Raw genomic sequence first — 25,732 nt, forward strand, 5'->3', positions numbered from 1 at the left:
GGTGCGGCGGAAGAGGTGCAGAGTGCCAGGGCGGCGCGGGGCTGGGCAGGGGGCCGGGAGGGGATCAGGCCAGGCGGAAGCGTCTGGGCTGCTCGCCGGCCGAAGCGAGGCGGGCCGTGCCGCGCCAGGCGCAGCAGATTCGGCGTTCGAGGCCGGCGAGGGCGGGGATGTCGGCGCTGGACAGCGTCTCGGTTTGACTTTCGGCTCGTGATCACCTCGCCGTAGCCGAAATCGGCGATGTCTTCACGGCACTCGACCGAGACGAGCTTCTTACAGTTGACAATACCGTCTGAGCAATGATTGGAAGGACATCCCGACGCGAGGGCACTACATGTCCGAAACCGACAAGGAGTTTATTTCTCGTCTGTATACTTTCAAGCGAGATGTCGAAGTGACGACGCAAGAGCTCTACGCGCATTTGGCCACGAGGCACTTTGCGGCTGACAACGATGTCTTGGAGGGCATCAATGACAACGCGATGTTCTGGATATTGACCGGCCACCTTCAAATCGCGGCCGTGTGCATGGGCTTTGTCCGGATATTCGACGGAAGTTCTAAATACAACGCAAGCAATTTGGTATGCTTTGCAAAAAGGAACGTATAAATCTATTCTCAAAACAAGCCATGGAAAAGCGCAAGCGCGCACAGTCGGCAAACGCCTACGAATGGATTTCCGCGTATATGGCAGATGTATACGAGCAAAACGATCAGTATTTTGATCGTTTACTGTTCAGTCTTTCTGAACGCTATGGTTTGTATCGTACAAAAATACGGCCTATCCGCAATCAAATTTATGCCCATACAGTATTTAGCACATATGATGATAAGATTCAAAAGATTCACGAGAAGGTTTTCTATTCGGATCTGGTGAAGCTGGCCGAATTTATCAATGATTTGCATGACACGCTTTGGCAGCTTTTCCACAATGGTAGCATGTCGTTTACGCGCGCGCCGTGGGACGTGGCTGCAATTGTGGCAGACCTGGACCGCAACGGCGCACCGCGAACAACGAGGCATGAGATCGTCCGGTCTGTGCGGGACCTGCTCCGGACTCTCGTTGCCGCGCCGCGCCCATAGCGGCGCTTCAGGCAGGAAAGACCGCTTCCCGCCCGCAGAGCTCCGGGTGACGGGCGGACCCGCGGCGGGCCGCGACAGCGGCACCGCTCGCGCGGTCGCGGGTTCGCCACCTTCGTCGCGCCGCCGCGCGGGAGCCCGACCGTGGCCGAGAAGGGCTTGACGGCCACGGCCGGCTCCCTCCCCTCCCACGGACGTGCCCATCGCCTGGCGCGCCGATGACAGACGGCAGGCGGGGGCTACCCCCCGCGCCGCACCGGCGTCGCCCTCCGGCTCAGCCCTCGCCGAGATCGGTGCCCCGCGTCTGCCGCGGCACGAAGCGCCCGGTGCCCGGCGTCGCCTTCACCTCGCGCCCGTCCCAGACGCAGCGGCCGCGCAGGTAGGTGGCGGCGACGCGCGCGGCCATCCGCCGGCCGTGATAGGGGGACCACCGGGCGTCCTCGCGATCCAGGATGTCGCGCTCGTCGAAGACGAAGTCGCCGGGCTCGAGCACGCAGAGGTCGGCGTCGCTCCCCACCCGCAGCGCGCCCTTCTTCGGGAACAGGCCGTGGAAGCGCGCCGGGCGCTCGGCGCAGTAGCGCGCCATCCAGGTGACGGGCAGGCCGCGCTCGGCGAGCAGCGTGTACATCAGCGGGGCGAAGCTCTGCAGGCCGGTGAGGCCGGCGCCGAGGGCGAAGATGTCGCCCGCGTACACCTTCCGCTCGCGCGGCCAGGGGGCGTGGTCGGTGGAGACGTAGGCCACCTGGCCGGCGGCCAGCGCCCGCCACATGCGCTCGACCTCCTCGCGGGTGCGGAAGGGCGGGTTGCACTTCCCGAAGCCCTCGAGCCGGAGGATGTCCTCCTCGGTCATGCAGAGGTACTGGATGCAGGCCTCGCCGGTGGCCCTGGCCCCCATGCGCCGGAACGCCGCGGCGATCTCGAAGCCGCGGGCGAGCGAGGAGTGGGCGATGTGGACATGGGCGCCGGTCTCGAGGCCGATCTCGAAGATCTCGAGGTCGGCCATGGTCTCGGCAAGCGGCGGGCGGGTGCGGCAGTGCCAGATCGGGGAGGTGTCGCCGCGCGCCCTCGCCTCCTCGGTGAGGCGCGTGACGAGCTCCTGGTCCTCGTTGTGCACGGCGACCATCAGGCCGGTCTCGGCGATGGCGCGGAAGGCCGCGACCATGGTCGGGTGGTCGATGCGCGGGAAGCGCACCGGGTCGTATTCGTAGGTGGAGAGCTTGAAGGAGCAGGCGCCGGCCTCGGCGAGGCCGGGGATGGCGTCCACGCCGCCGGTCTTCCTGATGGTGCCGTAGAGCGCCATGTCCACATGGGCGAGGCGCTCCACCCACTCGACCTTCTCGCGGAGGATCGCGGCGTCGGTGACGGGGCGCGGGACGTCGTAGGGCATGTCCACGCAGGTGGTGACGCCGCCGGCGGCGGCGGAGCGGGTGGCGCCCTCGATGCCGGGCCAGCCGGTCGCGGAGGAGGTGTGCATGTGGCCGTCCACCAGGCCGGGGAGGATGAGGCGGCCGGCGTGGTCGGCGACCTCGCGCGCAGGCGGCGGCGGGCCCTCGCCGATCGCGGCGATGATCTCGCCGCGCACGCCGATCCAGCCGTCGCGCAGCACGCGGTCGGGGAGGACGAGATCGCCGCGGACGAGGCGGTCGAAGGGCGGCTGGTCCATGCGCGTCGGGTCCCTGGTGGGCTCGGGCGCCGGCGGGGCCGGCCGGCGCGGGGCGGCGACAGCCTAGAGCCGATCGCGGACGGCCGGAACCGGCCGGACGGGCGGATCGGCTCCGCCGCGGGGTGCGGAGCCGTCGCGGCGAGCCCCGTCGCACGACAGCGGCTCCAGGCCGGGGCGACGGCGGGCGCGATTGACGCCACCGGGCGCCGGCGGGAGAACGCCGCCCCGTTCAGCCAAGCCGAGGGGTCGCCCGCCGATGCAGCTCCATCCCGTGAAGGTCTATCCCTCCAAGGCGCTGCTGCCGCGCGAGCAGCAGCTCGCCTGGAAGATCGCCGGCGTCGCCGTGGACCCGGTGCCGGTCGAGGACGACGTCGCCGAGATGATCGTCAACCGGGTGATCGACAACGCCGCGGTGGCGATCGCGGCGATCAACCGCCGCCCGGTGGTCTCGGCGCGGCAGATGGCGCTCGGCCACCCGCGCGAGGGGGGCGCGACCATCTTCGGGGTGGAGGCGGGGCGGCGCTTCTCGCCCGAGTGGGCGGCCTGGGCGAACGGGACGGCGGTGCGCGAGCTCGACATGCACGACACCTTCCTCGCCGCCGACTACTCGCACCCCGGCGACAACATCCCGCCCGTGCTCGCGGTGGCGCAGAGCATGGGGAAGTCGGGCGCGGAGCTGATCCGCGGCCTCGCCACGGCCTACGAGATCCACATTGATCTCGTGCGCGCGATCTGCCTGCACGAGCACAAGGTGGACCATATCGCCCATCTCTGCCCGGCGGCGGCGGCCGGGATCGGGACGCTGCTCGGCCTCGACCAGGCGACGATCTACCAGGCGGTGCAGCAGGCGGTGCATGTCAGCATCACGACGCGCCAGAGCCGCAAGGGGGAGATCTCCTCCTGGAAGGCCTTCGCCCCGGCGCACGCCGGCAAGCTCGCCGTCGAGGCGGTGGACCGGGCGATGCGCGGCGAGGGGGCGCCGAGCCCGATCTACGAGGGCGAGGACTCGGTGATCGCCTGGATCCTCTCCGGCCGCACCAAGGCGGACCGGGACGGGCGGCCGAGCGTCTACGAGCCGGTCTACTACCAGGTGCCGCTGCCGGAGCCGGGGGAGCCGAAGCGGGCGATCCTCGCGAGCTACACCAAGGAGCACTCGGCCGAGTACCAGAGCCAGGCGCTGATCGACCTCGCCTTCCGCATGCGGGAGAAGATCCGGGACTTCGAGGCGATCGAGCGGATCGTCATCCACACCTCCCACCACACCCACTACGTGATCGGGACCGGGGCGAACGACCCGCAGAAGATGGACCCGAAGGCGAGCCGGGAGACGCTCGACCACTCCATCATGTACATCTTCGCCGTCGCCCTGCAGGACGGGCGCTGGCACCACGTGGACAGCTACACGCCGGAGCGCGCCGGCCGGGCCGACACGGTGCGGCTCTGGCACAAGATCGAGACCCGCGAGGACCCGGAGTGGACGCGGCGCTACCACTCCCACGACCCGAACGAGAAGGCGTTCGGGGCGCGGGTGGAGATCTTCCTCAGCGACGGCTCGCGCCTCGAGGACGAGATGGCGGTGGCGAACGCGCATCCGCTCGGGGCGCGGCCGTTCGGGCGGGAGGACTACATCCGCAAGTTCCGCACCCTGACCGAGGGGCTGATCGCGCCGGCCGAGGCGGAGCGGTTCCTCGAGGCGGCGCAGGAGCTGCGGCGGCTGAAGCCGGGCGAGCTGCACCGGCTGAACCTGGCGCTGCCGCCCGGGGCGCTGCGCGAGGGGCGGCCGGGGATCTTCTGAGCGCGGCGGCTCGGGCACGCCCCCGCGCGGCCTCCTCGTTGAGCTAATTATAGGCATAAGTGAGCGGCGCGGCGGTGCCGCGGACGGCGCCGGTCCGGGCGCGCCGCCCCGCGCCTGCGGCCCCGGCGCCGGTTCCGCGGTGGGGCGCCGGCCGGGACGCGCCCTGGCGGCGCGCAGGGGCACAGGGCCGCGGGCGGACGGGCCGGTCGCGAACCTGCGGCGATCCGGCCGGCGCGGCGTCGCCGACGGCGGCGCCGGCGCATCGCCGGAGCGCGGTGCGGGCTTGGCGCCGCCGGCCTCCCGCGCAAGCATGGCGCCGTGCGCGCATTCCGAGGACGCCCGCCGCTTGCGGGCGGCGGGCTGCCCGCCCGCGCCGCCGCGCGCGGCGAGCGGGCGCCGCCCGATCAGGACCCCCAGGGAAAGGACCGGTCATGAGCGATACGACCCAGCCCGAGATCAGGAAGGGCCTTGTCGGCGTCTATGCCGACGTCTCCGCCATCTCGAAGGTGATGCCGGAGACCAACAGCCTCACCTACCGCGGCTACGCGGTGCAGGACCTGTGCGAGAACTGCTGCTTCGAGGAGGTCGCCTACCTGCTCTGGAACGGCGAGCTGCCGACCCGTGCCCAGCTCGACGCCTTCCGGCGCGAGGAGGCGGCGAACCGGGCGCTCTCGCCGCGGCTGCTCAAGGCGATCGAGGGCTTCCCGCACGACGCCCATCCGATGGACGCGATCCGCACCGCGGTCTCGCTGATGGGCATGGAGGATCCGGAGGTGGCGGACGTCTCCGAGGCGGCCACCCGGCGCAAGGCGATGCGGCTGCTCGCCAAGATCCCGACCGCGATCGCGGCGGCGCACCGCTTCGCCAAGGGCCTGGCCCCGGTCGCGCCGGATCCCGGCCTCTCCTTCAGCGAGAACTTCTTCCATGTGGTGTTCGGCAAGGTGCCGCAGCCCGAGGTGGTGAAGGCCTTCGACGTCAGCCTGATCCTCTACGCCGAGCACACCTTCAACGCCTCGACCTTCACCGCCCGCACCATCGCCTCCACCGGGGCGGACATCCACGCCGCCATCACCGGGGCGATCGGCGCCCTCAAGGGCCCGCTGCACGGCGGGGCGAACGAGGCGGTGATGCACATGCTCGAGGAGATCGGCGAGCCGGAGAACGCGGTGGCCTGGCTCGAGGGGCGGCTCGACCATCGCGCCCTGGTGATGGGCTTCGGGCACCGGGTCTACAAGTCGGGCGACAGCCGGGTGCCGACCATGACCAAGTACGCCGAGCGGATGGCGGAGGTGGTGGGCGACCGGCGCTGGATGGAGATCAGCCGCATCCTCGCCGCCGAGATGCTGCGGCGGAAGAACATCCACCCCAACCTCGATTTTCCGGCGGGGCCCGCCTACTACCTGATGGGCTTCGAGATCCCGCTGTTCACCCCGATCTTCGTCGCCTCCCGCATCACCGGCTGGGCGGCGCATGTGCTGGAGCAGATGGCGGACAACCGGCTGATCCGCCCGCTCTCCTGGTACACCGGCGTCGAGCAGCGGCCGGTGGTGCCGCTGGCGCAGCGCGGCTGAGACGCGCACGCGTGCGCCCCGGCCGCCGCCGCCCCGCGCGGCGCTCGGCACCGGCCGAGGGATGCGGCCGGCGCCCGCGGCGACGGAGCGCCGGCGCTCCGGCAGGGAGCGGATCGCGCGCGAGGCGGTGAGCGGAACGCGCCGGAAGGCGCGCGCGGACTCCGCGACGGACACAAATCGCGCGCGCCGATGACGGATTTTGTTGACATGCATGGCGCGCGTGCAGATAGCGTGATTCGCGCGCGTCGCAGCACGCGATTCGTCAAGGCGACATCCACCGCTGCGAACATCGTCGAGCGGCGCGCCGCAGCAGGGAAGGACGGTCCATGGACCGCAGGCTCGTGGCCGCCGCAGCCGCGGAGGCCGCACCACCGGGGGAGGCGTCGCCGCCAGAGGGCAGGCACCGCGCACTCCGCGCCGGCGGGAGAGAGGCCAAGGGGAACGCGAGGCGGCCGAACCGCGCCGCGACGATCGCGCTTCCGCACGGCGCCTGCGACACCGGACGGCGACAGGACCGGCGCCGCGCGATTCGGGATCCGCGCGCCGCCGCCGAAGGAAGGGGTGCGCCGCTTGCGCGCAGCCCGACCGGACCTCAGCACGCCCCTCCCCGTTGTCTCGCGGCGACGGCCGCGACGGGCTCCGCCGGCCGGCTTGGCCGGGCCGCGCGGCGCTCGTTCCCGGCCCTTCCTCGCCGCACCTTCCGAACGCAAACGGAGATCCTGACCCCATGACGAACGACACCAACGACACCCCCGAGAGCGCCCCCCGCGCCCAGGCGATGGCGATGGCCGGCGGCCGCCGCACCGGCGGGACCCGCAAGGCGGCGACGCGCCGGCCGGCGGCGAAGCGCACGACCGCGAAGCGCGCCACGACGAAGCGCGCCACCGCGGCGAAGAAGCCGGCGGCGCGCAAGACCGCGGCCGGCGCGCGGAAGGCCCCCGCGCGGCGGACCGCGGCGGCGAAGAAGACCACGACCCGCCGCGCCACCACCGCGCGCGCCGGCGCGAAGCGCACGACCGCCGCCCGCAAGCCCGCGGCCCGCAAGGCCGCCGGCACGGCGCGGAAGGCCCCGGCGCGCCGCGCCGCGGCCGCGAAGGCCGGCACGACCTCGCGCTCGGAGGCGGCGAAGAAGGCCGCCGCGACCCGCGCGCGCAAGCGCGCCGCGGCCGCCGCCGCGACCCCGCCGGCGCCGCCCGCCGGCGAGACCGGTGGCACCGGCGGCGAGTCCTCCAGCATGTGATTCGCTGAACGATCCCGGCGAAGGGGCGTCGTCCGCGCCAGCGGGCGGCGCCCCTTTCGCTTGCGCCCCCCTCGCGCGCCGGCGCCGCTTGCCCGCATCGCGCATCAGGCGGACGATGCGGGCGCGCGCCGCCGCCGGTTCCGGGCGGCGCGCCAGGCCAGCAGAGGATGCGAACCCGCATGGCGCTCGACTTCACCCCCTCCCCGCACGTCACCCAGCACTGGGCGCTCACCAAGCCTGCCGCGCGCGGGCGGCGCGGCATGGTCGTCGCGCAATGCAAGGCGGCCGCCGAGGCGGGCGTCGCGATCCTGGAGGCCGGCGGCAACGCCGCCGACGCCGCCGTCGCCACCGCCTTCGCCCTCGCCACGGCGGAGCCGTGGAACAGCGGCCTCGGCGGCATCGGCTTCGCGCAATACATGGCGGCCGGCGCGGCGCGGGCGGAGACCTTCGACTTCGGCCCCGTCGCGCCGCGCGGCCTCGACCCCGCGGCCTTCCCGCTGACCGGGCGGATGAAGCTCGACCTCTTCGCCTGGCCGGAGGTGGAGGGCGACCGCAACGTCCACGGTCCGCTCTCCTTCTGCGTCCCCTCGGCGGTGGCGGGCTACGCGCTGCTGCACGAGCGCCACGGGCGGCTGCCGATCGCCGACCTGCTGGCGCCGGCGGTGGCGCTGGCGCGGCGGGGGCTGCCGCAGGACTGGTTCACCACGCTGAAGATCGCGAGCTCGGCCGCGGTGCTCCGCCTCTATCCGGAGAGCGCGCGCCTCTACCTGCCGAACGGCCTGCCGCCGGTGCCGCCCTATCAGGGGACGCCGGGCTTCCTCCCCCAGGGCAATCTCGCGGCGACGCTCGAGCGGCTGCAGCGGGCCGGCCTGCGCGACTTCTACGAGGGCGAGATCGCGGCGGCGATCGCCGCCGACGTGCGGGAGATGGGGGGCGTGCTGTCGGCGGCCGACCTTGCCGGCTGCCGCGCGCGCGTGCTGCCGGCGGTGGAGGTGCCCTGGCGCGGGCGGCGGCTGATGCTCGCCAACGGCCTGACCGCGGCGCCGACGCTACGGCGGGTGCTGGAGGGGATGGCCGATGCGCCCTTCGGCGGGGCGGAGCCGGGGCCGGCCTGGTACGCGCAGCTCGCGCGGGTGATGCGCGCGGCCTATGCCGAGCGCCTGGCGGGGCTCGGCGAGGGCGAGCCGCAGGCGGCGGAGAGCTGCACCACCCACCTCACCGTGGTGGACGCCGAGGGGACGATGGTGGCGATGACGACCACGCTGCTCTCCTCGATGGGCTCGCGGGTGGTGCTGCCGCGCACGGGCGTGCTGATGAACAACGGGGTGATGTGGTTCGACCCGCGCCCCGGCACGCCGAACGCGATCGCGCCCGGCAAGCGGCCGCTCACCAACATGTGCCCGGTGATCGCGGCCGGCGAGCGGGGGCCGGAGATCGCCGGCGGCGCCTCGGGCGGGCGGCGGATCATGGCCGCGGTGTTCCAGATGCTGTCGCTGGTGGCGGATTTCGGCATGGACCCGGAGCGGGCGGCGCATCATCCGCGGATCGACGTCTCCGGGCCGGAGGGCGTGACGGTGGACCGCCGGCTGCCGGAGGCGGTGGTGGCGGCGATCGCCGCCGACGGCGCGCCGGTGGAGCGGGTGGAGCACGCCGTGCTGCCGGTGAACTTCGCCTGCCCGAACCTGATCCGGGTGCGAGCGGACGGCGAGCGCGTCGGCGTCAGCGACGCCCTCTCGCCCTGGAGCGCGGCGCTGGCGCAGTAGGGGCGGCGCCGCGTCCGCCGCGCGGCCCCCGGTCAGGCCGCCGAGGCCAGGCAGTGGCGCGCGACCTCCTCGTGGGTCGCGAACCACACGCCGGGGTGGCCCCGGATGTGGCGCACCAGGCGCTCGAGCAGGACGATGCGGCTGCGGTGCCCGATCACGTGCGGGTGCAGGGTGAGGAGGAACAGGCCCCCCTCGGCGTAGGCGCCGTCGAACTCGGCGCGGAAGATCTCCTCGACCGCGGAGGGCGGGGTGTAGGGGCGCAGCGCCGAGAAGCGGACCATGTTGAAATAGACCGCGTCGTCGCGGATCCACTCCGGCGGCAGCTCGACGATGCCGGTGGGGGCGCCGTCGTCGAGCAGCTCGTAGGGGTCGTCGTCGGCCATCAGGCTGGAATCGTAGAGCAGGCCCATCTCGCGGATGATCGCGAGGGTGTCGGCCGAGAAGTCCCAGCTCGCGGTGCGGATGCCGACCGGGCGGCGGCCGGCGAGGCGCTCGAGGACGTCGGCGGCGCGGAAGGTGAGGTCGCGCTCGGCGCCGGGGGGAAGGCGGGTGTTGGCCTCGTGGATCCACGAATGGAGGGCGATCTCGTGGCCCTCGGCGGCGACGGCGCGCACCTCCTCCGGGTAGAGCAGGGCCGAGACGGCCGGGTAGAAGAAGCTCGCACGGATGTCGTGGCGCGCGAGCAGGGCGCGGACGCGCGGCACCCCCTGGCGGTTGCCGTACTGGCCCTGGCTGATGCGCATCGGGCTCTCGTCGCCGTCGCGCAGCGGGAGGGTGTCGTGGTCGGCGTCGAAGGAGAGGGCGACGCAGCAGCGGGCGCCGTTCGGCCAGGCGGCCGGGCGCAGCGAGCGGCCGGCGCGGGCGCGGCCGACGATGCGGCGCCAGTGCGCCTCGGGCCATTCCCAGGGCCTGGCGGTGTCGGGGCGGCTGTCGGACATGGGGGCGCTCCTCGGCCGTGGCGGCGGCGGGTTGCGGCCGCGATGCTGCGCCGGCGCCCGGCGGGCCGGAAGGGGCCGCGCCGGACCGGCGGTGCGGCGCGGGCGGGCGCAGGCGGGCGAGGCGCGCCCGGACCGGCGTGCGGCGAGCGTCCGCGGTCCGCCCCGAGGCATGGCCGGGGAGGGGGCGTGGCCCGGCGGCCTCGGCCGCGGCGCGCAGGGGTTGCCTCGCGCCCGCGAGCCGTCATGTTGCGCCCGGACGCTGAAGGCCCCGCCGATGGACGTGACCGATCCCGCCCTGATGTCCGCCGAGACGCTGCTCGCGCTCTACGCGCGCCGGGCCCTGTCGCCGGTGGAGGCGTTGCAGGCCGTGATGGAGCGCGTCGCGCGCTACAACCCCTGGGTCAACGCCTTCGCCGCGATGAACCCGCGCGCCGTCGTCGCCGCCGGGGAGAGCGAATCGCGCTGGATGGCGGGGCGGCCGATCGGGCCGCTCGACGGCGTGCCGGCGACGGTGAAGGACCTGCTCGACCTCGCCGGATTCCCGACGCGGCGCGGCAGCCGCACCACCGACCCGGCGCCGGTGCCGCACGACGCGCCCGCGGTGCTCGGGCTGAAGGCGGCCGGTGCGGTGATCCTCGGCAAGACGACGACGACGGAATTCGGCTGGAAGTCGCCCGGGGACTGCCCGCTGCACGGGATCACGCGCAATCCCTGGGACCCGCGGCGCACGCCGGGCGGCTCCTCCTCCGGCGCCGGGGCGGCGGGGGCGGCGGGCTTCGGGCCGCTGCACATCGGCACCGATGCCGGCGGCTCGATCCGCATCCCGGCGGCCTATTGCGGGCTGGTGGGAATGAAGCCGACCTTCGGCCGCGTGCCGCAGTGGCCGCTCGGCGCCTTCGGGCACGTCGCGGTCGCCGGCCCGATGGCGCGCACGGTGCGCGACGCGGCGCTGATGCTCTCGGCCATGGCGCGCTTCGACCTGCGCGATCCCTACTGCCTGCCGGACGAGCCGCGCGACTGGCGGGCCGGGATCGAGGACGGCGTCGCCGGGCTGCGCGTGGCGCTGGTGCGCCGGCTCGGCTTCGCCCCGCCGCTCGATGCGGAGGGCGAGGCGGCGCTGGTGGCGGCCGCGCGCCTGCTCGAGGAGCAGGGGGCGGTGGTGGAGGAGGCTGATCCCGGCCTGCCCGACACGCGCGCGATCTTCGGGCGCGTCTGGGCGGTGGCGCTGGCCCGCGTGGTGGCGGCCACGCCCGAGGAGAAGCGCGCGCTGCTGGAGCCGGGCCTGCGCGAGGTGGCGGCGGGGGAGGGCGCGATGAGCGCGGCCGACTACCTCGCCGCCGAGGCGCTGCGGCTGGAGGCGGCGCACGCCATGGCGCGCTTCCACCAGCGCTACGACCTGGTGCTGACGGCGGCCACGCCGACCGCGGCCTTCGCCGCCGACGCGCCGACCCTGCGCCCGGCCGAGGCGCTGTGGCGCGACTGGGCGCCCTGGACCTTCGCCTTCAACCTGACGCGCCAGCCGGCGGTGGTGGTGCCGGTCGGGCTCGATGCCGAGGGCCTGCCGCGGGCGGTGCAGGTGGCGGCGGCGATGTACCGCGACGATCTGGCGCTGCGCGGGGCGCGGGCGATCGAGCGGGCGGCGGCGGTGCCGCTCGCCGATCCGGAGGCCGCGGCGGTGCGGCAAGAGGAGACGGAGTGATGCGACTGGTGACGTTCCGCGACCCCCAGGGGGAGGTGCGCGTCGGCGCGCTCGACGCCCAGGGCCTGGTGCGCGACATCACGGTGGTGGACGCGGCGCTGCCGCGGGAGATGCGCGCGGTGATCGCGGCCGGGCCGGCGGCGCTCGCGCGCGTCGCGGCGCGGCTCGCCATCGCGCCGGTGGTCGCCGGGGCGCGGCTGCTCGCGCCGATCCCGCGCCCGGCCAAGAACATCTTCTGCGTCGGCAAGAACTACCGCGAGCACGCCAAGGAGTTCGCCGGCTCCGGCTTCGACGCCACGGCGAAGGAGGTGGTGCCGGAGGCGCCGGTGGTGTTCTCCAAGCCGCCGACCGCCGTGATCGGGCCGGGCGAGCCGATCCCCTCGCACCTCGATCCGACCGCCTCGGTGGACTACGAGGGCGAGCTCGCCGTGGTGATCGGCGCGGGCGGGCGCGGCATCCGCCGGGCCGAGGCGATGCGGCACGTCTTCGGCTACACGATCGTCAACGACGTCACCGCGCGGACGCTGCAGCACCGGCACCGGCAGTGGCTGATCGGCAAGGGGCTGGACGGCTTCTGCCCGATGGGGCCGGCGATCCTGACCGCCGACGAGGTGCCGGAGGTGGGCGCGCTGCACCTGCGCACCTGGGTCAACGGCGAGCTGCGCCAGGACGCGCGCCTCGCCGACCTGATCTTCGACATCCCGGCGCTGATCGAGACCATCAGCGCCGGCATCACGCTGGAGCCCGGGGACATCATCGCCACCGGGACGCCGGCGGGGGTGGGGATCGGATTCCAGCCGCCCCGCTTCCTCAGGGCGGGCGACGTGGTGCGGATCGAGATCTCCGGCATCGGCGTGCTGGAGAATCCGGTGGAGTGACGACGCGGGCGCAACGGGAGGATCCGGTCATGCGGAGAAGGGATCTGCTGGGGGGTATGGCCATCGCGCCGCTCGCCGCGCGCGGGGCCGTGGCGCAGGACGCGGCGGCGACCTACCCGTCGCGCGCGGTGACGATGGTGGTGGCCTTCCCGCCCGGCGGGCAGGCCGACGTCGTGGCGCGGCCGGTGGCGGCGGCGCTCGAGCGGATCTGGCGGGTGCCGGTGCCGGTGGTGAACCGCGGCGGCGCCGGCGGGGCGATCGGCAACGCCTTCGTCGCCCGCGCCGCTCCGGACGGCTACACGCTGCTGATGGCGCTTTCCTCGCTCGCGGTGCTGCCGGAGGCGGACCGCCTGCACGGCCGGCCGCCCGCCTACACGGTGGACCAGTTCGCGCCGATCGCGCTGATCACCGCCGACCCGACGCTGCTCGTGGTGCGCGCGGACTCGCCCTGGCGCACGCTCGAGGAGCTGATCGAGGACGCGAAGCGGCGGCCGGGGCAGATCACCTACTCCTCGGCCGGGAACTATTCGACGCTGCACGTCGCGATGGCGATGTTCACCTCGGCGGCGGGCATCGACCTTCTGCACGTGCCCTACCAGGGCGGCGGGCCGGCCCTGACCGCGCTGCTCTCCGGCACGGTGCAGGCCCTCGCCTCCGGTCCCGGCCCGATCACGCCGCATGTGCGGGAAGGCAAGCTGCGGCCGCTCGCCTGCTGGGGGGCGCGGCGGGCGCCGGGCTACGAGGACGTGCCGACCTTCATCGAGAAGGGCTTCCGCGACGTCGAGTTCTACATCTGGGCCGGCGTCTTCGCCCCGGCGGCGACCCCCGCCGCGATCCAGGAGCGGATCCGGGCGGCGCTGCGCCAGGCGGTCGCCGATCCCGAGCTCCGGCGCGCGCTGGAGGCGGCGGGCAGCCCGATCGCCTATCTCGACGGGGAGGCGTTCGAGCGCTTCTTCCGCGAGGACTCGGCGCGGCTGATCCGCGCGGTGCAGCGTATCGGCAAGGTGGACTGAGGAGCGTCGCGGGATGGACCGGGAAACCGCCGAGTTGCGCATCACCGCCTGGCTCGCCGGGCAGCGCGAGGCCATGGTCGAGGCGCTGCGCGAGATGGTGAACACCGACGGCGGCAGCTACGACAAGGCCGGCGTGGACGCGGTGGGGGCGCAGGTGCGGCGCTTCCTCGAGGCGCACGGCATCCCGGTCGAGACCATCCCGCGCGAGAGGTACGGCGACTGCCTGCGCGCGACGGTCGCGGGCGGGGCGGCCGGGGCGGGCGCCGGGGGCGAGGGCAACCAGCGGCGGAACATCCTGCTGCTCGGCCACCGCGACACCGTCTTCCCGAAGGGCGAGCCGCAGCGGCGCCCCTTCCGCATCGAGGGCGACAAGGCCTACGGCCCCGGGGTGGCCGACATGAAGGCGGGGATCGTGATGAACATGTTCGTCCTCGCCGCCTTCGCGCAGCTCGGCGGCGCGCCGGGGCCGCTCGTCGGGCTGTTCACCGGCGACGAGGAGATCGGCTCGCCCGAGGGGCGCGAGGTGATCGAGGCCGAGGCGCGCAGGGCGCGGGCGGTGTTCAACGCCGAGCCCGGGCGGCCCTCCGGCAACGTCGTCACCGGGCGCAAGGGCGGCGTCTTCCTGGCGATGGAGATCGAGGGCAAGGCGGCGCATTCGGGCGGCAGCTTCCAGGAGGGCATCAGCGCCATCGAGGAGCTGGCGCGGAAGGTCCAGGCGATCCACGCGCTCACCGATCTCGGCCGCGGCATCACGCTCAACGTCGGGCTGGTGAGCGGCGGGCAGAGCGTGAACACGGTCGCCCCCTGGGCGCAGGGGCAGATCGACCTGCGCTACGTGGAGCCCGCGGACCGCGACGAGATCGTGGGGAAGCTCCACGAGATCGTGGCGCGGAGCTTCGTGCCGGGGACGCGCGCGACGCTCTCGGTCAAGGGCGAGTTCCTGCCGCTGACCCAGACGCCGGCCTCGGCGCGGCTGTTCGAGCTGTACCGGGCGGCGGCGGCCGAGACCGGCTTCACGCCGCGCGGCGAGTTCTCCGGCGGCTGCGCGGACTCGGGCTTCACCGCCGCGGTCGGGGCGCCGACGCTGTGCGCGGTCGGGCCGGTCGGGGGCAAGGCGCACAGCCCGGAGGAGTTCCTGCTGCTCGACAGCATGGTGCCGCGCGCCCAGGCGCTGGCGCGGGCGATCCTCAGGCTCGAGGAGGCGGGGCTGTAGGGCCGATCGCGGACGGGGTCGCCCCCCTCACCCCCGCCACGGCCGCCGCTGCCACAGCGCGCGGAGCTGCGCGTCAACCGCCGCCGCCATCTGCCGGTAGTCCTCGCCGAGCAGGGGCCGCAGCGGCATCACCAGGCGCTCGGCGTCGCGCTGGAAGGCGGGGTCGGCCATGGCCTCGCCGAAGGCGGCGCGCAGCCGCGCCGCGATCGGCTCCGGGATGCCCGGCGGGCCGACCAGGCCGCGCGAGGCGCCGGCGATCAGGTCGTAGCCGAGCTCGCGGAAGGTCGGCACCTCGGGCGCCTGGCGCATGCGCTGGGCGGTGGCGACGGCGAGCCCCCGCACCTTCCCCTCGCGCGCCAGGGTGATCATCTCGCCGGCATTGCCCACCGCCATGTCGAGATGACCGCCGAGGAGCTGCGGCGTCAGCACTGCCGAGCCGGCGAAGGGGATGTGGGTCTGCGGCGGCAGGCCGGCGGCGTGCTCCAGCTCCAGCATGAAGATGTGGTCGTCGGAGCCGATGCCGGTGGTGCCGTAGCTGACGCGTCCCGGTCCCGCCTTGGCGCGCTCGATCAGGTCGCCGAGGGTGCGGATCGGCGAGTCGGCGCGGACGAAGATCGCGTTCGGGTCGTCCACGATGTTGCAGAGGAAGGTGAAGTCGAGCGGGCGGTAGCGTGTCGGCCGCTCGATGGCGATGCCGCTGTGGGCGGGGATGGTGGTGGCGCCGATGGTGTAGCCGTTCGGCGCGGCGTTGAAGGTCGCCTCGAGGCCGATCTGGCCGGCGGCGCCGGGGCGGTTGAGGACGACGAAATTGCTGCCGGGCAGCCGCGCCTGGGCGAGCGGGAGGATCAGCCGGGTCATCACGTCCACTCCGCCGCCGGGCGGGAAGGGGACGATCACCTCGATCGGCCGCTCGGTCGGCCAGGCGCCCTGGGCGCGGAGCACGCGCGGCGCGGCGAGCGGACCGGCCGTCGCGCCGAGGGCGGCGGCGCCGAGGCGGCGGCGGGTGAGCATGGGCGTTCCTCCGGGCGTCGTTGCGCTGGCGGCGATGCTGGACGGGAAGGGAGCCGGGCGGCAAGCCCCGCCGCCTGGAGCCGCCGCCCCCGGCCGGGCCCGCGGCGAGCACGCGCGCGTGCCGCCTGGGGGCCGGTTGCCGCGCCCGGCCGTCCGCGCCCGGCTTAAAGCCGTGCCGCCCGGCTGGGCGCGCGGCAACGGCTCCGGCGCGTTGTCTGCCGGGCGGGTTCACGCTCCCGGCCGTTTCCGGCCGTCCGCGATCCGCTCTAGCGGTCGCGCCAGGGGCGCACCTGCCACAGGGCGCGCACCATCTCGTCCACGTCCTGCGCCATGCGCCGGTAGTCGGCGCCGACCAGCGGGCGCAGCGGCATGGACTGGCGCTCCGCCTCGGCGAGGAAGCGCGGGTCGGCGAGGGCGCCGCGGAAGGCGTCCTCGAGCCTGGCCGCGACCGGCGCCGGCAGGCCGGGCGGGCCGAGGATGCCGCGCGAGGCGCCGGTGACGATGTCGAAGCCGAGCTCGCGCAGCGTCGGCACCTCCGGGGCGAACCGGCTGCGCTCGGTCCCGGCCATGGCGAGGGCCCTTACCTTGCCCTCGCGCATCAGCGCGATCGCGTCGTTGATGTTGACCGCGGCGAGGTCGAGATGCCCGCCGAGGAGCTGGGAGAAGAGCGGCGCGTTGCCGGTGAAGGGGACGTGGACCAGGGGCGGGATGCGCGCCGCCGCCTCGAAGGCGAGCAGGAAGATGTGGTCGTCCGAGCCGATGCCGGTGGTGGCGCAGGCGATGGTGCCGGGCGCGGCACGGGCGCGCGCGATCACGTCGCCGAGGGTGCGGAACGGGCTGTTCGCGTGGACATAGAAGGCGTTGGGGTCCTCGACGATGTTGGCGAGGAAGGTGAAGTCCATCGCCCGGTAGCGCGTCGGGCGCTCGATCGGGATCGCCATCTGCGCGGGGATGGTGGTGGCGCCGAGGGTGTAGCCGTCGGGGGCGGCGTTGAAGGTCGCCTCGAGGCCGATCTGGCCGCCGGCGCCGGGGCGGTTGGTGACGACCGGGCGCAGGCCCGGAATGCGCTCGGCGACGAAGGGCAGGATCAGGCGCGTCATCACGTCCACCGGGCCGCCGGCATTGGCGAGGACGATCACCTCGACCGCGCGGTCCGGGTTCGGCCAGGAGGCGGCGCCCTGGGCGCGGGCGATCGCGGGGGCGGCGAGCACGGCGCCGGCGGCGGCGGCGAACTGGCGGCGGGTGGGCATCGCGTTCCTCCCTTCCCGGTTCGTTTTGCGGCAGGGTGGACCCGCGGTACCCGCGGATTCAAGCGGCCCGTCGGCGCGCGTCGTCGCGCCTAGCCCTAGCCCTCGCGCCAGGGGCGGCGCTGCCAGAGCGCGCGCAGCGCGCGCTCCGCGCTCTCGATCTCGGCGCGGTAGGCGGCGCCGATCTGCGGGGCGAGAGGGAGGCCGAGGCGCTCCGCCTCGCGCACGAAATCCGGGTCCGAGAGCGCCTTGGCGAAGGCGTCCTCGAGCCGCGCCTGGATGGCGGCGGGCAGGCGCGGCGGGGCGACGAAGCCGCGCTGGGCGCCGCTGATCACGTCGAAGCCCTGCTCGCGGAAGGTCGGCACCTCGGACGTCTGCGCCCAGCGCCGCGCCGCGGCCTGGCCGAGGCCGCGGATCTTGCCGTCGCGCAGCAGGGCGAGGCCCTCGCTCATGTTGAAGGCGCCGACGTCGATGTGGCCGCCGAGCAGCGCGGCGGCCTCGGGCGCCATGCCGTTGAACGGCACGTGGTTCATCGGCGGGCGGATGCCGGCGGCCTCCTCGAAGGCGATGACGAGGAGGTGGTCGTCGGAGCCGACGCCGGTCGAGCCGTAGCTGACGGCGCCGGGGCGCGCCTTCGCCGCCGCGACGAGATCGGCGAGGGTGCGCAGCGGCGAGGCGGCGGCGACGAACAGGCCGCCCGGGTCGTCCACCACGTTGGCGATGAAGCTGAACTCCGCGGCGCGGTAGCGCGTCTGGCGCTCGATCGGGTAGGTGACGAGGGCGGGGACGCTGGTGGCGGCGAGGGTGTAGCCGTCCGGCGCGGCGTGGAACGCGGCCTCCCACCCGATCTGGCCGGCGGCGCCGGGGCGGTTGACGACGACGAAGCGCGCGCCCGGCAGGTGCTTCTGCACCGCCGGGAGGATCGCGCGCGTCATCGTGTCCACGCCGCCGCCGGGCGGGAAGGGGACGATCACCTCGATCGGCCGCGCGGCGGGCCACTCGCCGCCCTGGGCGCGGGCCAGGGCGGGGGCGGCGAGGGCGGCGGCCGTGGCGGCGGCGAGGGCGCGGCGCGGCAGCGGCATGGCGGGCGTCTCCTCCGTTCCCGGCGTCTGGCGCCCAGCCTTGCGCGGCCGGCGGCGGCGCGCAAGAACGCCGCGGCGGCCACGGCGCGCGGCGGAGGCGGGATGCGGTCGGCGATCGGCGAGGCGGAGCGGGCGGAATTCCGGGTGGAGGGCGAGTGGACCCAGGCGCGGCGCCACCGCATCCGCTGGTCCGAGTGCGACATGCACGCGCATGTCAACCACACCGCCTACCTGGTGCTGTTCGAGGATCTGCGCGTCGCCTGGTGGCTCTCGGTCGGCGGCCGGTTCGGGCCCGGCGAGCCGGGGCCGGCGGTGATCCATTTCGACGTCCGCTACCTCAAGGCCGCCGGCTTCGGCGACGAGGTGCTGCTCACCCAGCGCACGCCGAGCTTCCGCCGCTCGAGCTTCGTGCACGAGTACGGGATGTGGCGGCGCGGCGACGGGCTGGTGTGCTCGGCGCGCGCGGTCTGCGTGCTGGTGCGCAGCGGCAGCGGGGAGAAGGCCGCGATCCCGCCGGAGATCCGGCGCGCGCTGCTGGAGCGCGACGGGGCGCGGGAGGAGGGCGGCGGGTAGGGGCGCCGGGGCGCGTCGCATCGACGCGAGGGCGGCCGGGCGCGGGGCAACCGCGCGGCGCCGCCGGCGTTGCGGGGACGCAACGCCAGACGCCGCAAGGGGATGCGCCATGCCCGCCACCCGGATCGCCGGAATCGCCCTGCTCGTCCTGGGCGCCGTCCTGCTCGTGACCGGCCTCGGCGCGACCGACGCGCCGGTCGAGCGGCTCTCCAACGCGCTGACCGGGCGCTACACCGAAGGCACCATGTGGTACCTGATCGGCGGCGTCCTCGGCCTCGTGCTCGGGGCCCTGCTCGCGCTTCTCGGGCGCCGCGGGGCGTGAGGCGGGCGGGTCAGAGCCCGCGCTCGCGCCGCGTCGCCTCGAGGTCCTCGGCGATGAAGGCCCGCACCAGCTCCTCGAGCGGCTCCTGCTCGGCGAAGCCGAGGCGGCGGGCGCGGTCGGCCTCGAAGGCGGCGGGCCAGTCGGCGACGATGGCCTGGATCTCCGGGTCGGGGACGAAGCGGACCCGGGCGCGCGCCTCCGCGCCGGCGACCTCCTCCAGCGCCTGCAGCATCTTGGCGACGGTGGCGCTGCGGCCCGGCGGGTTGATGCCGCGGTCGAGGCCGAGCGGGGCGGTGTCCATCGTCGCGGCGTGCAGGAACCACGCGATCGCGCTGCGCGGCGAGCAGATCCAGACGGCGAAGGACTCCGGCACCGGGCATTCCGTCTCGAGGCCGAGAAGAGGTTCGCGGATAATCGCCGAGACGAAGGAGGAGGCGGCGCGGTTGGGCCGCCCCGGGCGCACCATCACGGTCGGCAGGCGCAGGTTGACCGCATCGAGGAATCGGCGGCGGGAGGCGTCCTGCAGCAGCAGCTCGCCGATCGCCTTCTGCGCGCCGTAGGAATTGGCGGGGAGCTGGCGCGCGTCGTCCGGCAGCACCGCTTCCTGCCCGCCGCTGAAGGAGGCGACGGAGGAGGTGAAGACGACGCGCGGGCACGTGCCCAGCGCGCGGCAGGCCTGCAGCACGGCGAGGGTGCCGTGCAGGTTGACGCGCAGGCCGAGATCGTAGTCGGCCTCCGCCTGCGCGCTGACGACGGCGGCGAGGTGGAAGACGACGTCGGTGCCGGGCGGGATGGCGGCGGCGACCGCGGCCGGGTCGGCGACGTCGCCGGCCTGCCGGCGCACCGGGAAGGGCGCCGGGAGCGGCGCCGGCTCGGCGAGGTCGAACAGCGTCAGCGCCGCGATCGGCCGGCCGCCGAGGACGCCGTCGCGGGCCAGCCGCGCGGCCAGCTTGCGGCCGAGGAAACCGTTGCCGCCGAGGATGGTGATGCGCATCGGGCCGTCTCCCTTGCCGGCGGACAGGTTGCCCCGCCCCGCGGCGCGCGCCAAGGTGGCGGCCATGATCCCGGCCCTTCCGTTCCGCTTCCTGCTCAACCGCCGCCACGGCACGCCCGGCAGCGTGGTGCTGCCGGAGTCCGGCTTCCGCCGGGCGCGGGAGGAGATCGCCTCCTGGCCCGGCTACGCGCCGACGCCGCTGCTCGACCTGCCGGACATGGCCGCCGCGGCGCGCGTCGCCGCGGTGCGCTACAAGGACGAGGCGGGGCGCTTCGGCCTCGGCTCCTTCAAGGCGCTGGGCGGCGCCTATGCGGTGGCCCGGCTGCTGGCCGCGGAGCTGGCGCGGCGCGGCGTCGCGCCGGCCGCGACCGCGGCCGACCTGGTGGCGGGGACCTGGCGCGCGGCGACGCAGCGCATCACCGTCACCTGCGCCACCGACGGCAACCACGGACGATCCGTCGCCTGGGGCGCGCAGCGCTTCGGCTGCCGCTGCGTCATCTTCGTGCACGAGCATGTGAGCGAGGGGCGGCGCGCGGCGATCGCGCGCTACGGCGCCGAGGTGCGCGAGGTCAAGGGCACCTACGACGATTCGGTGCGCGAGGCGCAGCGCGTCGCCGAGCGCGAGGGGTGGTTCGTCGTCTCCGACACCTCCTATCCCGGCTACACCGAGGTGCCGCGCGACGTGATGCAGGGCTACCGGGTGATGGCCGCCGAGGCGGCGGAACAGATGCCGGCGCCGCCGACCCACGCCTTCGTGCAGGGCGGGGTCGGGGGGGTGGCGGCCGCGGTGTCGGCCGAGATGCGGGCGCGCTACGGGGACGCGGTGAAGGTGGTGGTGGTGGAGCCGGACAAGGCCGCCTGCCTGCTCGCGAGCGCGGAGGCGGGCGCGCCGGTGACGGTCGCGGGCGCGCTCGACACGGTGATGGCGGGGCTCGCCTGCGGCGAGCCGTCCCTGCTCGCCTGGCAGGAGCTGGAGCGCGCCGCCTTCGCCTTCCTCGCGGTGCCGGACGCGGCGGCGGTGGCGTGCATGCGGGCGCTCGCCGCGCGCAGGCCGCCGGTGGTGGCGGGGGAGAGCGCGGTGGCGGGCCTCGCCGGGCTGCTGCTCGCGGCGCGCGAGCCGTTCGCGCGCGCCGCGCTCGGGCTCGGGCCGGAGGCCCGGGTGCTGCTGTTCGGCACCGAGGGGGCGACCGACCCGGAGGTGTATGCGCGCCTGGTCGGGCGGCGTCCCGAGGAGGTGGCCGCCGGCGGCGCCAACGCTTCATCGGCCTGACCTCTTCCTGTAATACGGTGGCAAGGGCGGCCGGGGAGAGAGACGCCGTCCGGAAAACCCACGGGAGGGACCAGGGATGAGGCGCCGCTTCCTCGCCGCCGCGCTCGGCCTCGCCGCCGCGCTGCCCGCCGCGCAGCCGCGCGCCCAGCAGGCGCAGCAGGCCCCGGTCGGGATCCAGTTCTGGCACGGGCTGGCGCAGCCGCTCGGCGGGCTGCTCGAGGGCATCGTCGCCGACTTCAACCGGAGCCAGCCGCGCTACCGCGTGGTGCCGAGCTTCCGCGGCTCCTACCCGGAGACGATGGTGGCGGCGATCGCGGCGTTCCGCGCCAGCACCGCGCCGCACGTGGTGCAGATGTTCGAGGTCGGCACCGGCACGATGATGGCGGCGGGCCGCGCGGTGAAGCCGGTGCACGAGCTGCTGCGCGAGACGGGGGTGGAGATCGACTTCGGCGACTACCTCGCCCCGGTGCGCAGCTACTACGCGACGAGCGACGGGCGGCAGATGGCGATGCCGTTCAACTCCTCGACCGCGGTGGTGTTCTACAGCAAGGACGCGTTCCGCCGTGCCGGGCTGGACCCCGAGCGCTTCCCGGAGACCTGGCCGGAGGTGGCGGAAGCGGCGCGCCGGCTCAAGGCGGCGGGGGTGGGCTGCCCGATGAGCACGGCCTGGCCGACCTGGATCCAGATCGAGCAGTTCAGCGCCATCCACGACGTGCCGCTCGCCACCCAGGCGAACGGGTTCAACGGGCTGAACGCGGAGCTGCGCATCAACAACCCGGTGCAGGTGCGCCACGTCCGGAACCTGGCGGACTGGCAGCGCGAGGGGCTGTTCCGCTACGGCGGCCGCGACGCCGCGGGCGACGCGCTGTTCCCCTCAGGCGAGTGCGCGATCCTGTTCGCCTCCTCCGGCCTGCGCGCGCGCGTCGTGCGCGAGGCGCGCTTCGACTGGGGGGTGGCGATGCTGCCCTACTATCCGGACGTCGCGGGGGCGCCGATCAACTCGATCATCGGCGGCGCGGCGTTCTGGGCCATGAACCGCGGGCCGAACCAGGGCCGCAGCGCCGAGGAGTGGCGCGCGGTGGCGGAGTTCTTCCGCTACCTGGCGCGGCCGGAGGTGGCGGCGCGCTGGCACACCGAGACCGGTTTCCTGCCGGTGACGCGCACCGCCTACGAGCAGGTGCGCGCGAGCGGCTACTACGAGCGCAACCCGGGCGCCGACATCCCGATCCGCCAGCTCCTGCGCGGCGGCGGGCAGACGACGGAGAACAGCCGCGGCATCCGCCTCGGCGGCTTCGTCGAGATCCGCAACATCATACAGGAGGAGATGGAAAAGGCCTTCCAGGGCCAGCAGGACGCGCAGCAGGCGATGGACAACGCGGTTGCCCGCGGCAACCAGGTGCTGCGCGCCTTCGAGCGGCAGAACCGGGGCGGCTGAGCGGCACGGCCCGGTCGGGAGGCGGGCGGGGCGGCCGTGCGCCGGCGCGTGATCTTCCGCGGCAAGGTCCTGCCCTACCTGCTGCTCGCGCCGCAGATCGCGGTCACGCTGGTCTTCTTCTTCTGGCCCGCTGCGCAGGCGGTTCGCCAGAGCCTGCTGCGCGAGGACCCGTTCGGCCTGCGCTCGGAGTTCGTCGGGCTCGAGAACTTCCGCGCGGTGCTGGCCGATCCGCTCTACCTGAACGCGGTCCGGAACACGGCGGTGTTCGCGGCGGCGGTGGCCGGGATCGCGCTCGGCGCGGCGCTGTTCCTCGCCGTGCAGGCGGACAAGCGGATCCGCGGCGCGGGCGTGTACAAGACGCTACTCATCTGGCCCTACGCGGTGGCCCCTGCGGTGGCGGCGGTGCTGTGGCTGTTCCTGTTCCATCCCTCGATCGGGCTGATCGGGCGGGCGCTGAACGCGGCCGGGATGGCCTGGGACTACAAGCTCGACGGGGCGCAGGCGATGCTGCTCGTGATCGTCGCCGCCGCCTGGAAGCAGGTGAGCTACAACTTCATCTTCTTCCTCGCCGGGCTGCAGTCCATTCCCGCGAGCGTGCTGGAGGCGGCGGCGATGGACGGGGCGCGGCCGGCCTACCGGTTCTGGACCGTGGTGTTCCCGCTGCTCTCGCCGACCACCTTCTTCCTGCTGGTGGTGAACCTGACCTACGCCTTCTTCGACACCTTCGGGGTGATCCACGCGCTGACCGGCGGCGGGCCGGGCAAGGCGACGGAGACGCTGATCTACAAGGTCTATGTGGACGGGGTGCAGAACCTCAATTTCGGCGGCTCGGCGGCGCAGAGCGTGATCCTGATGGCGATCGTGATCGCGCTGACCGCGGTGCAGTTCCGCAGCATCGAGCGCCGGGTGCACTACTGATGCGCGCGCTGGCGGAGGACGGCGCGGGAGAGGCGGCGGCGCAGGCGGGGCGGCGGCGGCGTGCGGCGCTGTGGGCGCACGGCTGGCTGGCGCTCGGCGTGCTGGTCTTCGCCCTGCCGATCTGGATCACCCTGGTCGGCTCGACGCACGACGCGGGCACGATCGGGCGCGGCGAGGTGCCTCTGCTGCCGGGGTCCCACGCCGTCGAGAACTACGCCACCGCCTGGGCGGAGGGCGGGGGGCGGTTCCGCACCACGGCGGCGGCGGCGATGCTGTGGAACAGCGCCCTGATGGCGCTGCTGATCGCGGCGGGGAAGATCGCGATCTCGCTGCTCTCGGCCTACGCGGTGGTGTTCTTCTCCTTCCCCGGGCGCATGGCGTTCTTCTGGATGATCTTCGTCACGCTGATGCTGCCCGTGGAGGTGCGCATCATCCCGACCTTCCAGGTGATGGTGGACCTCTCGCTGATCAACACCATGGCGGGGCTGGTGGTGCCGCTGGTCGCCTCGGCCACGGCGACGCTGCTGTTCCGCCAGTTCTTCCTCACCATCCCGGACGAGTACGTCGAGGCGGCGAAGATGGACGGGGCGGGGCCGCTGCGCTTCTTCCGCGACGTGGTGGTGCCGCTCTCGGTCACCAACATCGCGGCGCTGTTCGTGATCCTGTTCATCTACGGCTGGAATCAGTATCTCTGGCCGCTGCTCGTCGTGAACGACAGGTCGCTGGAGACGATCGTCGTCGGCCTCTCGAAGATGATCGGCACCGGCGACGCGCAGAACGAGTGGAACACCATCATGGCGACCGCGGTGCTGGCGATGCTGCCGCCGGTGGCGGTGGTGGTGCTGATGCAGCGCTGGTTCGTGCGCGGCCTGACCGAGACGGAGAAGTAGAGCGGACGCGCGCATGGCCACGCTCGAGCTCGTCGGCATCCGCAAGTCCTTCGGCGCCGCCGGCGTGCTGCACGGCATCGACCTCTCGGTCGCCGACGGGGAGATGGTGGTGATCGTCGGCGCCTCGGGCTGCGGCAAGTCCACGCTGCTCCGCATCGTCGCCGGGCTGGAGACGCCGACCGCGGGGCGGGTGCTGATCGACGGGCGCGACGTGACGCCGCTCGAGCCCGCGGAGCGCGACATCGCCATGGTGTTCCAGAACTACGCGCTCTATCCGCACATGAGCGTGTTCGACAACATGGCCTACGGCCTCAGGATCCGCCGCGTGCCGCGCGCGGAGATCCGCCGCCGCGTCGAGGAGACGGCGGCGCTGCTCGGCATCTCCGCCCTGCTCGACCGCCGGCCGCGCCAGCTCTCGGGCGGGCAGCGCCAGCGGGTGGCGATGGGGCGGGCGATCGTGCGCGAGCCCAGGCTGTTCCTGTTCGACGAGCCGCTGTCCAACCTCGACGCCAAGCTGCGCGTGCAGATGCGCGCCGAGATCCGCAGGCTGCAGAAGCGGCTCGGCGTCACCTCGCTGTTCGTCACCCACGACCAGATCGAGGCGATGACGCTCGGCGACCGGCTGGTGGTGATGCATGAGGGGCGGGCGGCGCAGATCGCGACGCCGATGGAGGTATGGGCGCGGCCGGCCGACACCTTCGTCGCCGGCTTCATCGGCAGCCCGGCGATGAACTTCCTCGCCGCCAGGCTGGCGGAGGAGGGGCGCGCGGCGGCGCTCGCCGCCGGGCCGGTGCTGCGCTTCGCCGACGGGCCGCGGCCGGGGGCGGAGGGGCGGCGCCTTGTCGTCGGCATCCGGCCCGAGCATGTCGAGGCGCGCGCCGGGCCGGAGGCGCTGCCGCTGGCGGTGGACCTCGCCGAGCCGCTGGGCTCGGAGACGGTGCTGCACGGGCACCTGCCGGGCGGGGAGAGCCTCACCGCGCGTCTGCCGGGCGGGCTCGCGCCGCAGGCCGGGGAGGTGCTGCCGCTTCTCCTGCCGGCCGAAGCGCTGCACGTCTTCGACGCCGAGACCGGGCGGCGGCTCGACCCCCTGGAGGGAATGGCGCGGCGTTGACGGCGCCTAGGTGCCGCCCCATTCAGCGGGGA

General features: G+C 74.2%; 22 protein-coding genes. 16 read left to right on the forward strand and 6 right to left on the reverse strand.

The genetic code is table 11. The features are described from left to right. Nucleotides 1-624: 624 nt before the first annotated feature. Nucleotides 625-1,077: an AbiU2 domain-containing protein gene (locus K1J50_RS04540; protein ID WP_220116249.1), complete on the forward strand. Its 453-nt coding sequence runs from the start codon at nt 625-627 to the stop codon at nt 1,075-1,077. 271 nt (nt 1,078-1,348) lie between these two features. Here the strand turns inward: K1J50_RS04540 and K1J50_RS04545 are convergent, their stop codons facing one another. Continuing rightward, nucleotides 1,349-2,737, reverse strand: a complete 1,389-nt coding sequence (locus K1J50_RS04545) for a dihydroorotase (RefSeq protein ID WP_220116250.1) — start codon at nt 2,735-2,737, stop codon at nt 1,349-1,351. Between the two features lie 256 nt (nt 2,738-2,993). Between K1J50_RS04545 and K1J50_RS04550 the strand changes: the two genes are divergently transcribed. The 4 genes from K1J50_RS04550 (at nt 2,994) to K1J50_RS04565 (ending at nt 9,106) form a co-directional block, all read left to right on the forward strand. Further along, nucleotides 2,994-4,532: an MmgE/PrpD family protein gene (locus tag K1J50_RS04550; protein WP_220116251.1), complete on the forward strand. Its 1,539-nt coding sequence runs from the start codon at nt 2,994-2,996 to the stop codon at nt 4,530-4,532. A gap of 431 nt (nt 4,533-4,963) precedes the next feature. After that, nucleotides 4,964-6,103, forward strand: coding sequence for a bifunctional 2-methylcitrate synthase/citrate synthase (locus K1J50_RS04555; RefSeq protein WP_220116252.1), 1,140 nt, complete (start codon nt 4,964-4,966; stop codon nt 6,101-6,103). Between the two features lie 727 nt (nt 6,104-6,830). Next, nucleotides 6,831-7,343: a hypothetical protein gene (locus K1J50_RS04560; protein ID WP_220116253.1), complete on the forward strand. Its 513-nt coding sequence runs from the start codon at nt 6,831-6,833 to the stop codon at nt 7,341-7,343. Nucleotides 7,344-7,522: 179 nt separating this feature from the next. Next, nucleotides 7,523-9,106, forward strand: coding sequence for a gamma-glutamyltransferase (locus K1J50_RS04565; protein WP_255574920.1), 1,584 nt, complete (start codon nt 7,523-7,525; stop codon nt 9,104-9,106). Between the two features lie 32 nt (nt 9,107-9,138). On the opposite strand, the gene K1J50_RS04570 is transcribed toward K1J50_RS04565, so the two are convergent. After that, complete coding sequence (locus K1J50_RS04570) at nt 9,139-10,044, reverse strand: polysaccharide deacetylase family protein (protein WP_220116255.1); 906 nt, start codon at nt 10,042-10,044, stop codon at nt 9,139-9,141. Nucleotides 10,045-10,318: 274 nt separating this feature from the next. On the opposite strand from K1J50_RS04570, the gene K1J50_RS04575 reads away from it, so the two are divergent. From K1J50_RS04575 to K1J50_RS04590, 4 genes are read left to right on the forward strand one after another with little or no spacing between them, the layout of a single operon-like run. After that, nucleotides 10,319-11,743 carry an amidase gene (locus K1J50_RS04575; protein ID WP_220116256.1) on the forward strand — a complete coding sequence of 475 codons (1,425 nt, stop codon included), beginning with the start codon at nt 10,319-10,321 and terminating at the stop codon, nt 11,741-11,743. Next, a complete protein-coding gene (locus tag K1J50_RS04580; RefSeq protein ID WP_220116257.1) occupies nt 11,743-12,621 on the forward strand; it encodes a fumarylacetoacetate hydrolase family protein in 879 nt (292 codons plus the stop codon). Before K1J50_RS04575 ends, K1J50_RS04580 begins: the two co-directional genes overlap by 1 nt. 56 nt (nt 12,622-12,677) lie before the next feature. Next, nucleotides 12,678-13,634, forward strand: a complete 957-nt coding sequence (locus K1J50_RS04585; RefSeq protein ID WP_220116258.1) for a tripartite tricarboxylate transporter substrate binding protein — start codon at nt 12,678-12,680, stop codon at nt 13,632-13,634. Between the two features lie 13 nt (nt 13,635-13,647). Next, nucleotides 13,648-14,847, forward strand: coding sequence for a M20 family metallopeptidase (locus tag K1J50_RS04590; RefSeq protein ID WP_220116259.1), 1,200 nt, complete (start codon nt 13,648-13,650; stop codon nt 14,845-14,847). Between the two features lie 27 nt (nt 14,848-14,874). Here the strand turns inward: K1J50_RS04590 and K1J50_RS04595 are convergent, their stop codons facing one another. The 3 genes from K1J50_RS04595 to K1J50_RS04605 all read right to left on the reverse strand — a co-directional run bounded on the left by K1J50_RS04595 (nt 14,875) and on the right by K1J50_RS04605 (nt 18,187). Next, entirely contained in the window at nt 14,875-15,858 is a 984-nt protein-coding gene (locus K1J50_RS04595; RefSeq protein WP_220116260.1) for a Bug family tripartite tricarboxylate transporter substrate binding protein, read from the reverse strand. A 266-nt stretch (nt 15,859-16,124) separates the two neighbouring features. Beyond that, on the reverse strand, nt 16,125-17,108 hold the full coding sequence (locus tag K1J50_RS04600; RefSeq protein ID WP_220116261.1) for a tripartite tricarboxylate transporter substrate binding protein: 984 nt from the start codon (nt 17,106-17,108) through the stop codon (nt 16,125-16,127). A 95-nt stretch (nt 17,109-17,203) separates the two neighbouring features. After that, nucleotides 17,204-18,187, reverse strand: a complete 984-nt coding sequence (locus K1J50_RS04605) for a tripartite tricarboxylate transporter substrate binding protein (RefSeq protein WP_220116262.1) — start codon at nt 18,185-18,187, stop codon at nt 17,204-17,206. A 102-nt stretch (nt 18,188-18,289) separates the two neighbouring features. On the opposite strand from K1J50_RS04605, the gene K1J50_RS04610 reads away from it, so the two are divergent. Together K1J50_RS04610 and K1J50_RS04615 are read left to right on the forward strand one after the other, a co-directional pair. Beyond that, on the forward strand, nt 18,290-18,760 hold the full coding sequence (locus K1J50_RS04610) for an acyl-CoA thioesterase (RefSeq protein ID WP_220116263.1): 471 nt from the start codon (nt 18,290-18,292) through the stop codon (nt 18,758-18,760). A gap of 109 nt (nt 18,761-18,869) precedes the next feature. Continuing rightward, nucleotides 18,870-19,082: a DUF3185 family protein gene (locus K1J50_RS04615; RefSeq protein WP_220116264.1), complete on the forward strand. Its 213-nt coding sequence runs from the start codon at nt 18,870-18,872 to the stop codon at nt 19,080-19,082. 10 nt (nt 19,083-19,092) lie between these two features. On the opposite strand, the gene denD is transcribed toward K1J50_RS04615, so the two are convergent. Beyond that, nucleotides 19,093-20,142 (reverse strand): D-erythronate dehydrogenase, encoded by a 1,050-nt coding sequence (gene denD, locus K1J50_RS04620; protein ID WP_255574921.1) that lies wholly within the window; start codon nt 20,140-20,142, stop codon nt 19,093-19,095. On the opposite strand from denD, the gene K1J50_RS04625 reads away from it, so the two are divergent. From K1J50_RS04625 to K1J50_RS04645, 5 genes are all read left to right on the forward strand, one after another. Then, nucleotides 20,141-21,346 (forward strand): diaminopropionate ammonia-lyase, encoded by a 1,206-nt coding sequence (locus tag K1J50_RS04625; protein WP_220116265.1) that lies wholly within the window; start codon nt 20,141-20,143, stop codon nt 21,344-21,346. The two genes, denD and K1J50_RS04625, sit on opposite strands and share 2 nt — an antisense overlap. Nucleotides 21,347-21,422: 76 nt before the next feature. Continuing rightward, nucleotides 21,423-22,781, forward strand: a complete 1,359-nt coding sequence (gene ugpB / locus K1J50_RS04630; RefSeq protein ID WP_220116266.1) for a sn-glycerol-3-phosphate ABC transporter substrate-binding protein UgpB — start codon at nt 21,423-21,425, stop codon at nt 22,779-22,781. A gap of 36 nt (nt 22,782-22,817) precedes the next feature. Further along, nucleotides 22,818-23,699 (forward strand): sn-glycerol-3-phosphate ABC transporter permease UgpA, encoded by an 882-nt coding sequence (gene ugpA / locus K1J50_RS04635; protein WP_220116267.1) that lies wholly within the window; start codon nt 22,818-22,820, stop codon nt 23,697-23,699. Next, the gene (gene ugpE, locus K1J50_RS04640) at nt 23,699-24,589 is read left to right on the forward strand and encodes a sn-glycerol-3-phosphate ABC transporter permease UgpE (RefSeq protein ID WP_220116268.1); all 891 of its coding nucleotides are present in this window, start codon (nt 23,699-23,701) and stop codon (nt 24,587-24,589) included. The genes ugpA and ugpE overlap by 1 nt, the downstream gene beginning before the upstream one ends. Nucleotides 24,590-24,602: 13 nt before the next feature. Then, entirely contained in the window at nt 24,603-25,700 is a 1,098-nt protein-coding gene (locus tag K1J50_RS04645) for an ABC transporter ATP-binding protein (RefSeq protein WP_220116269.1), read from the forward strand. The last annotated feature ends 32 nt before the right edge of the window (nt 25,701-25,732 follow it).

This window comes from Caldovatus aquaticus (assembly GCF_019458025.1).
GTDB classification, from domain to species: Bacteria; Pseudomonadota; Alphaproteobacteria; order Acetobacterales; family Acetobacteraceae; genus Caldovatus; species Caldovatus aquaticus.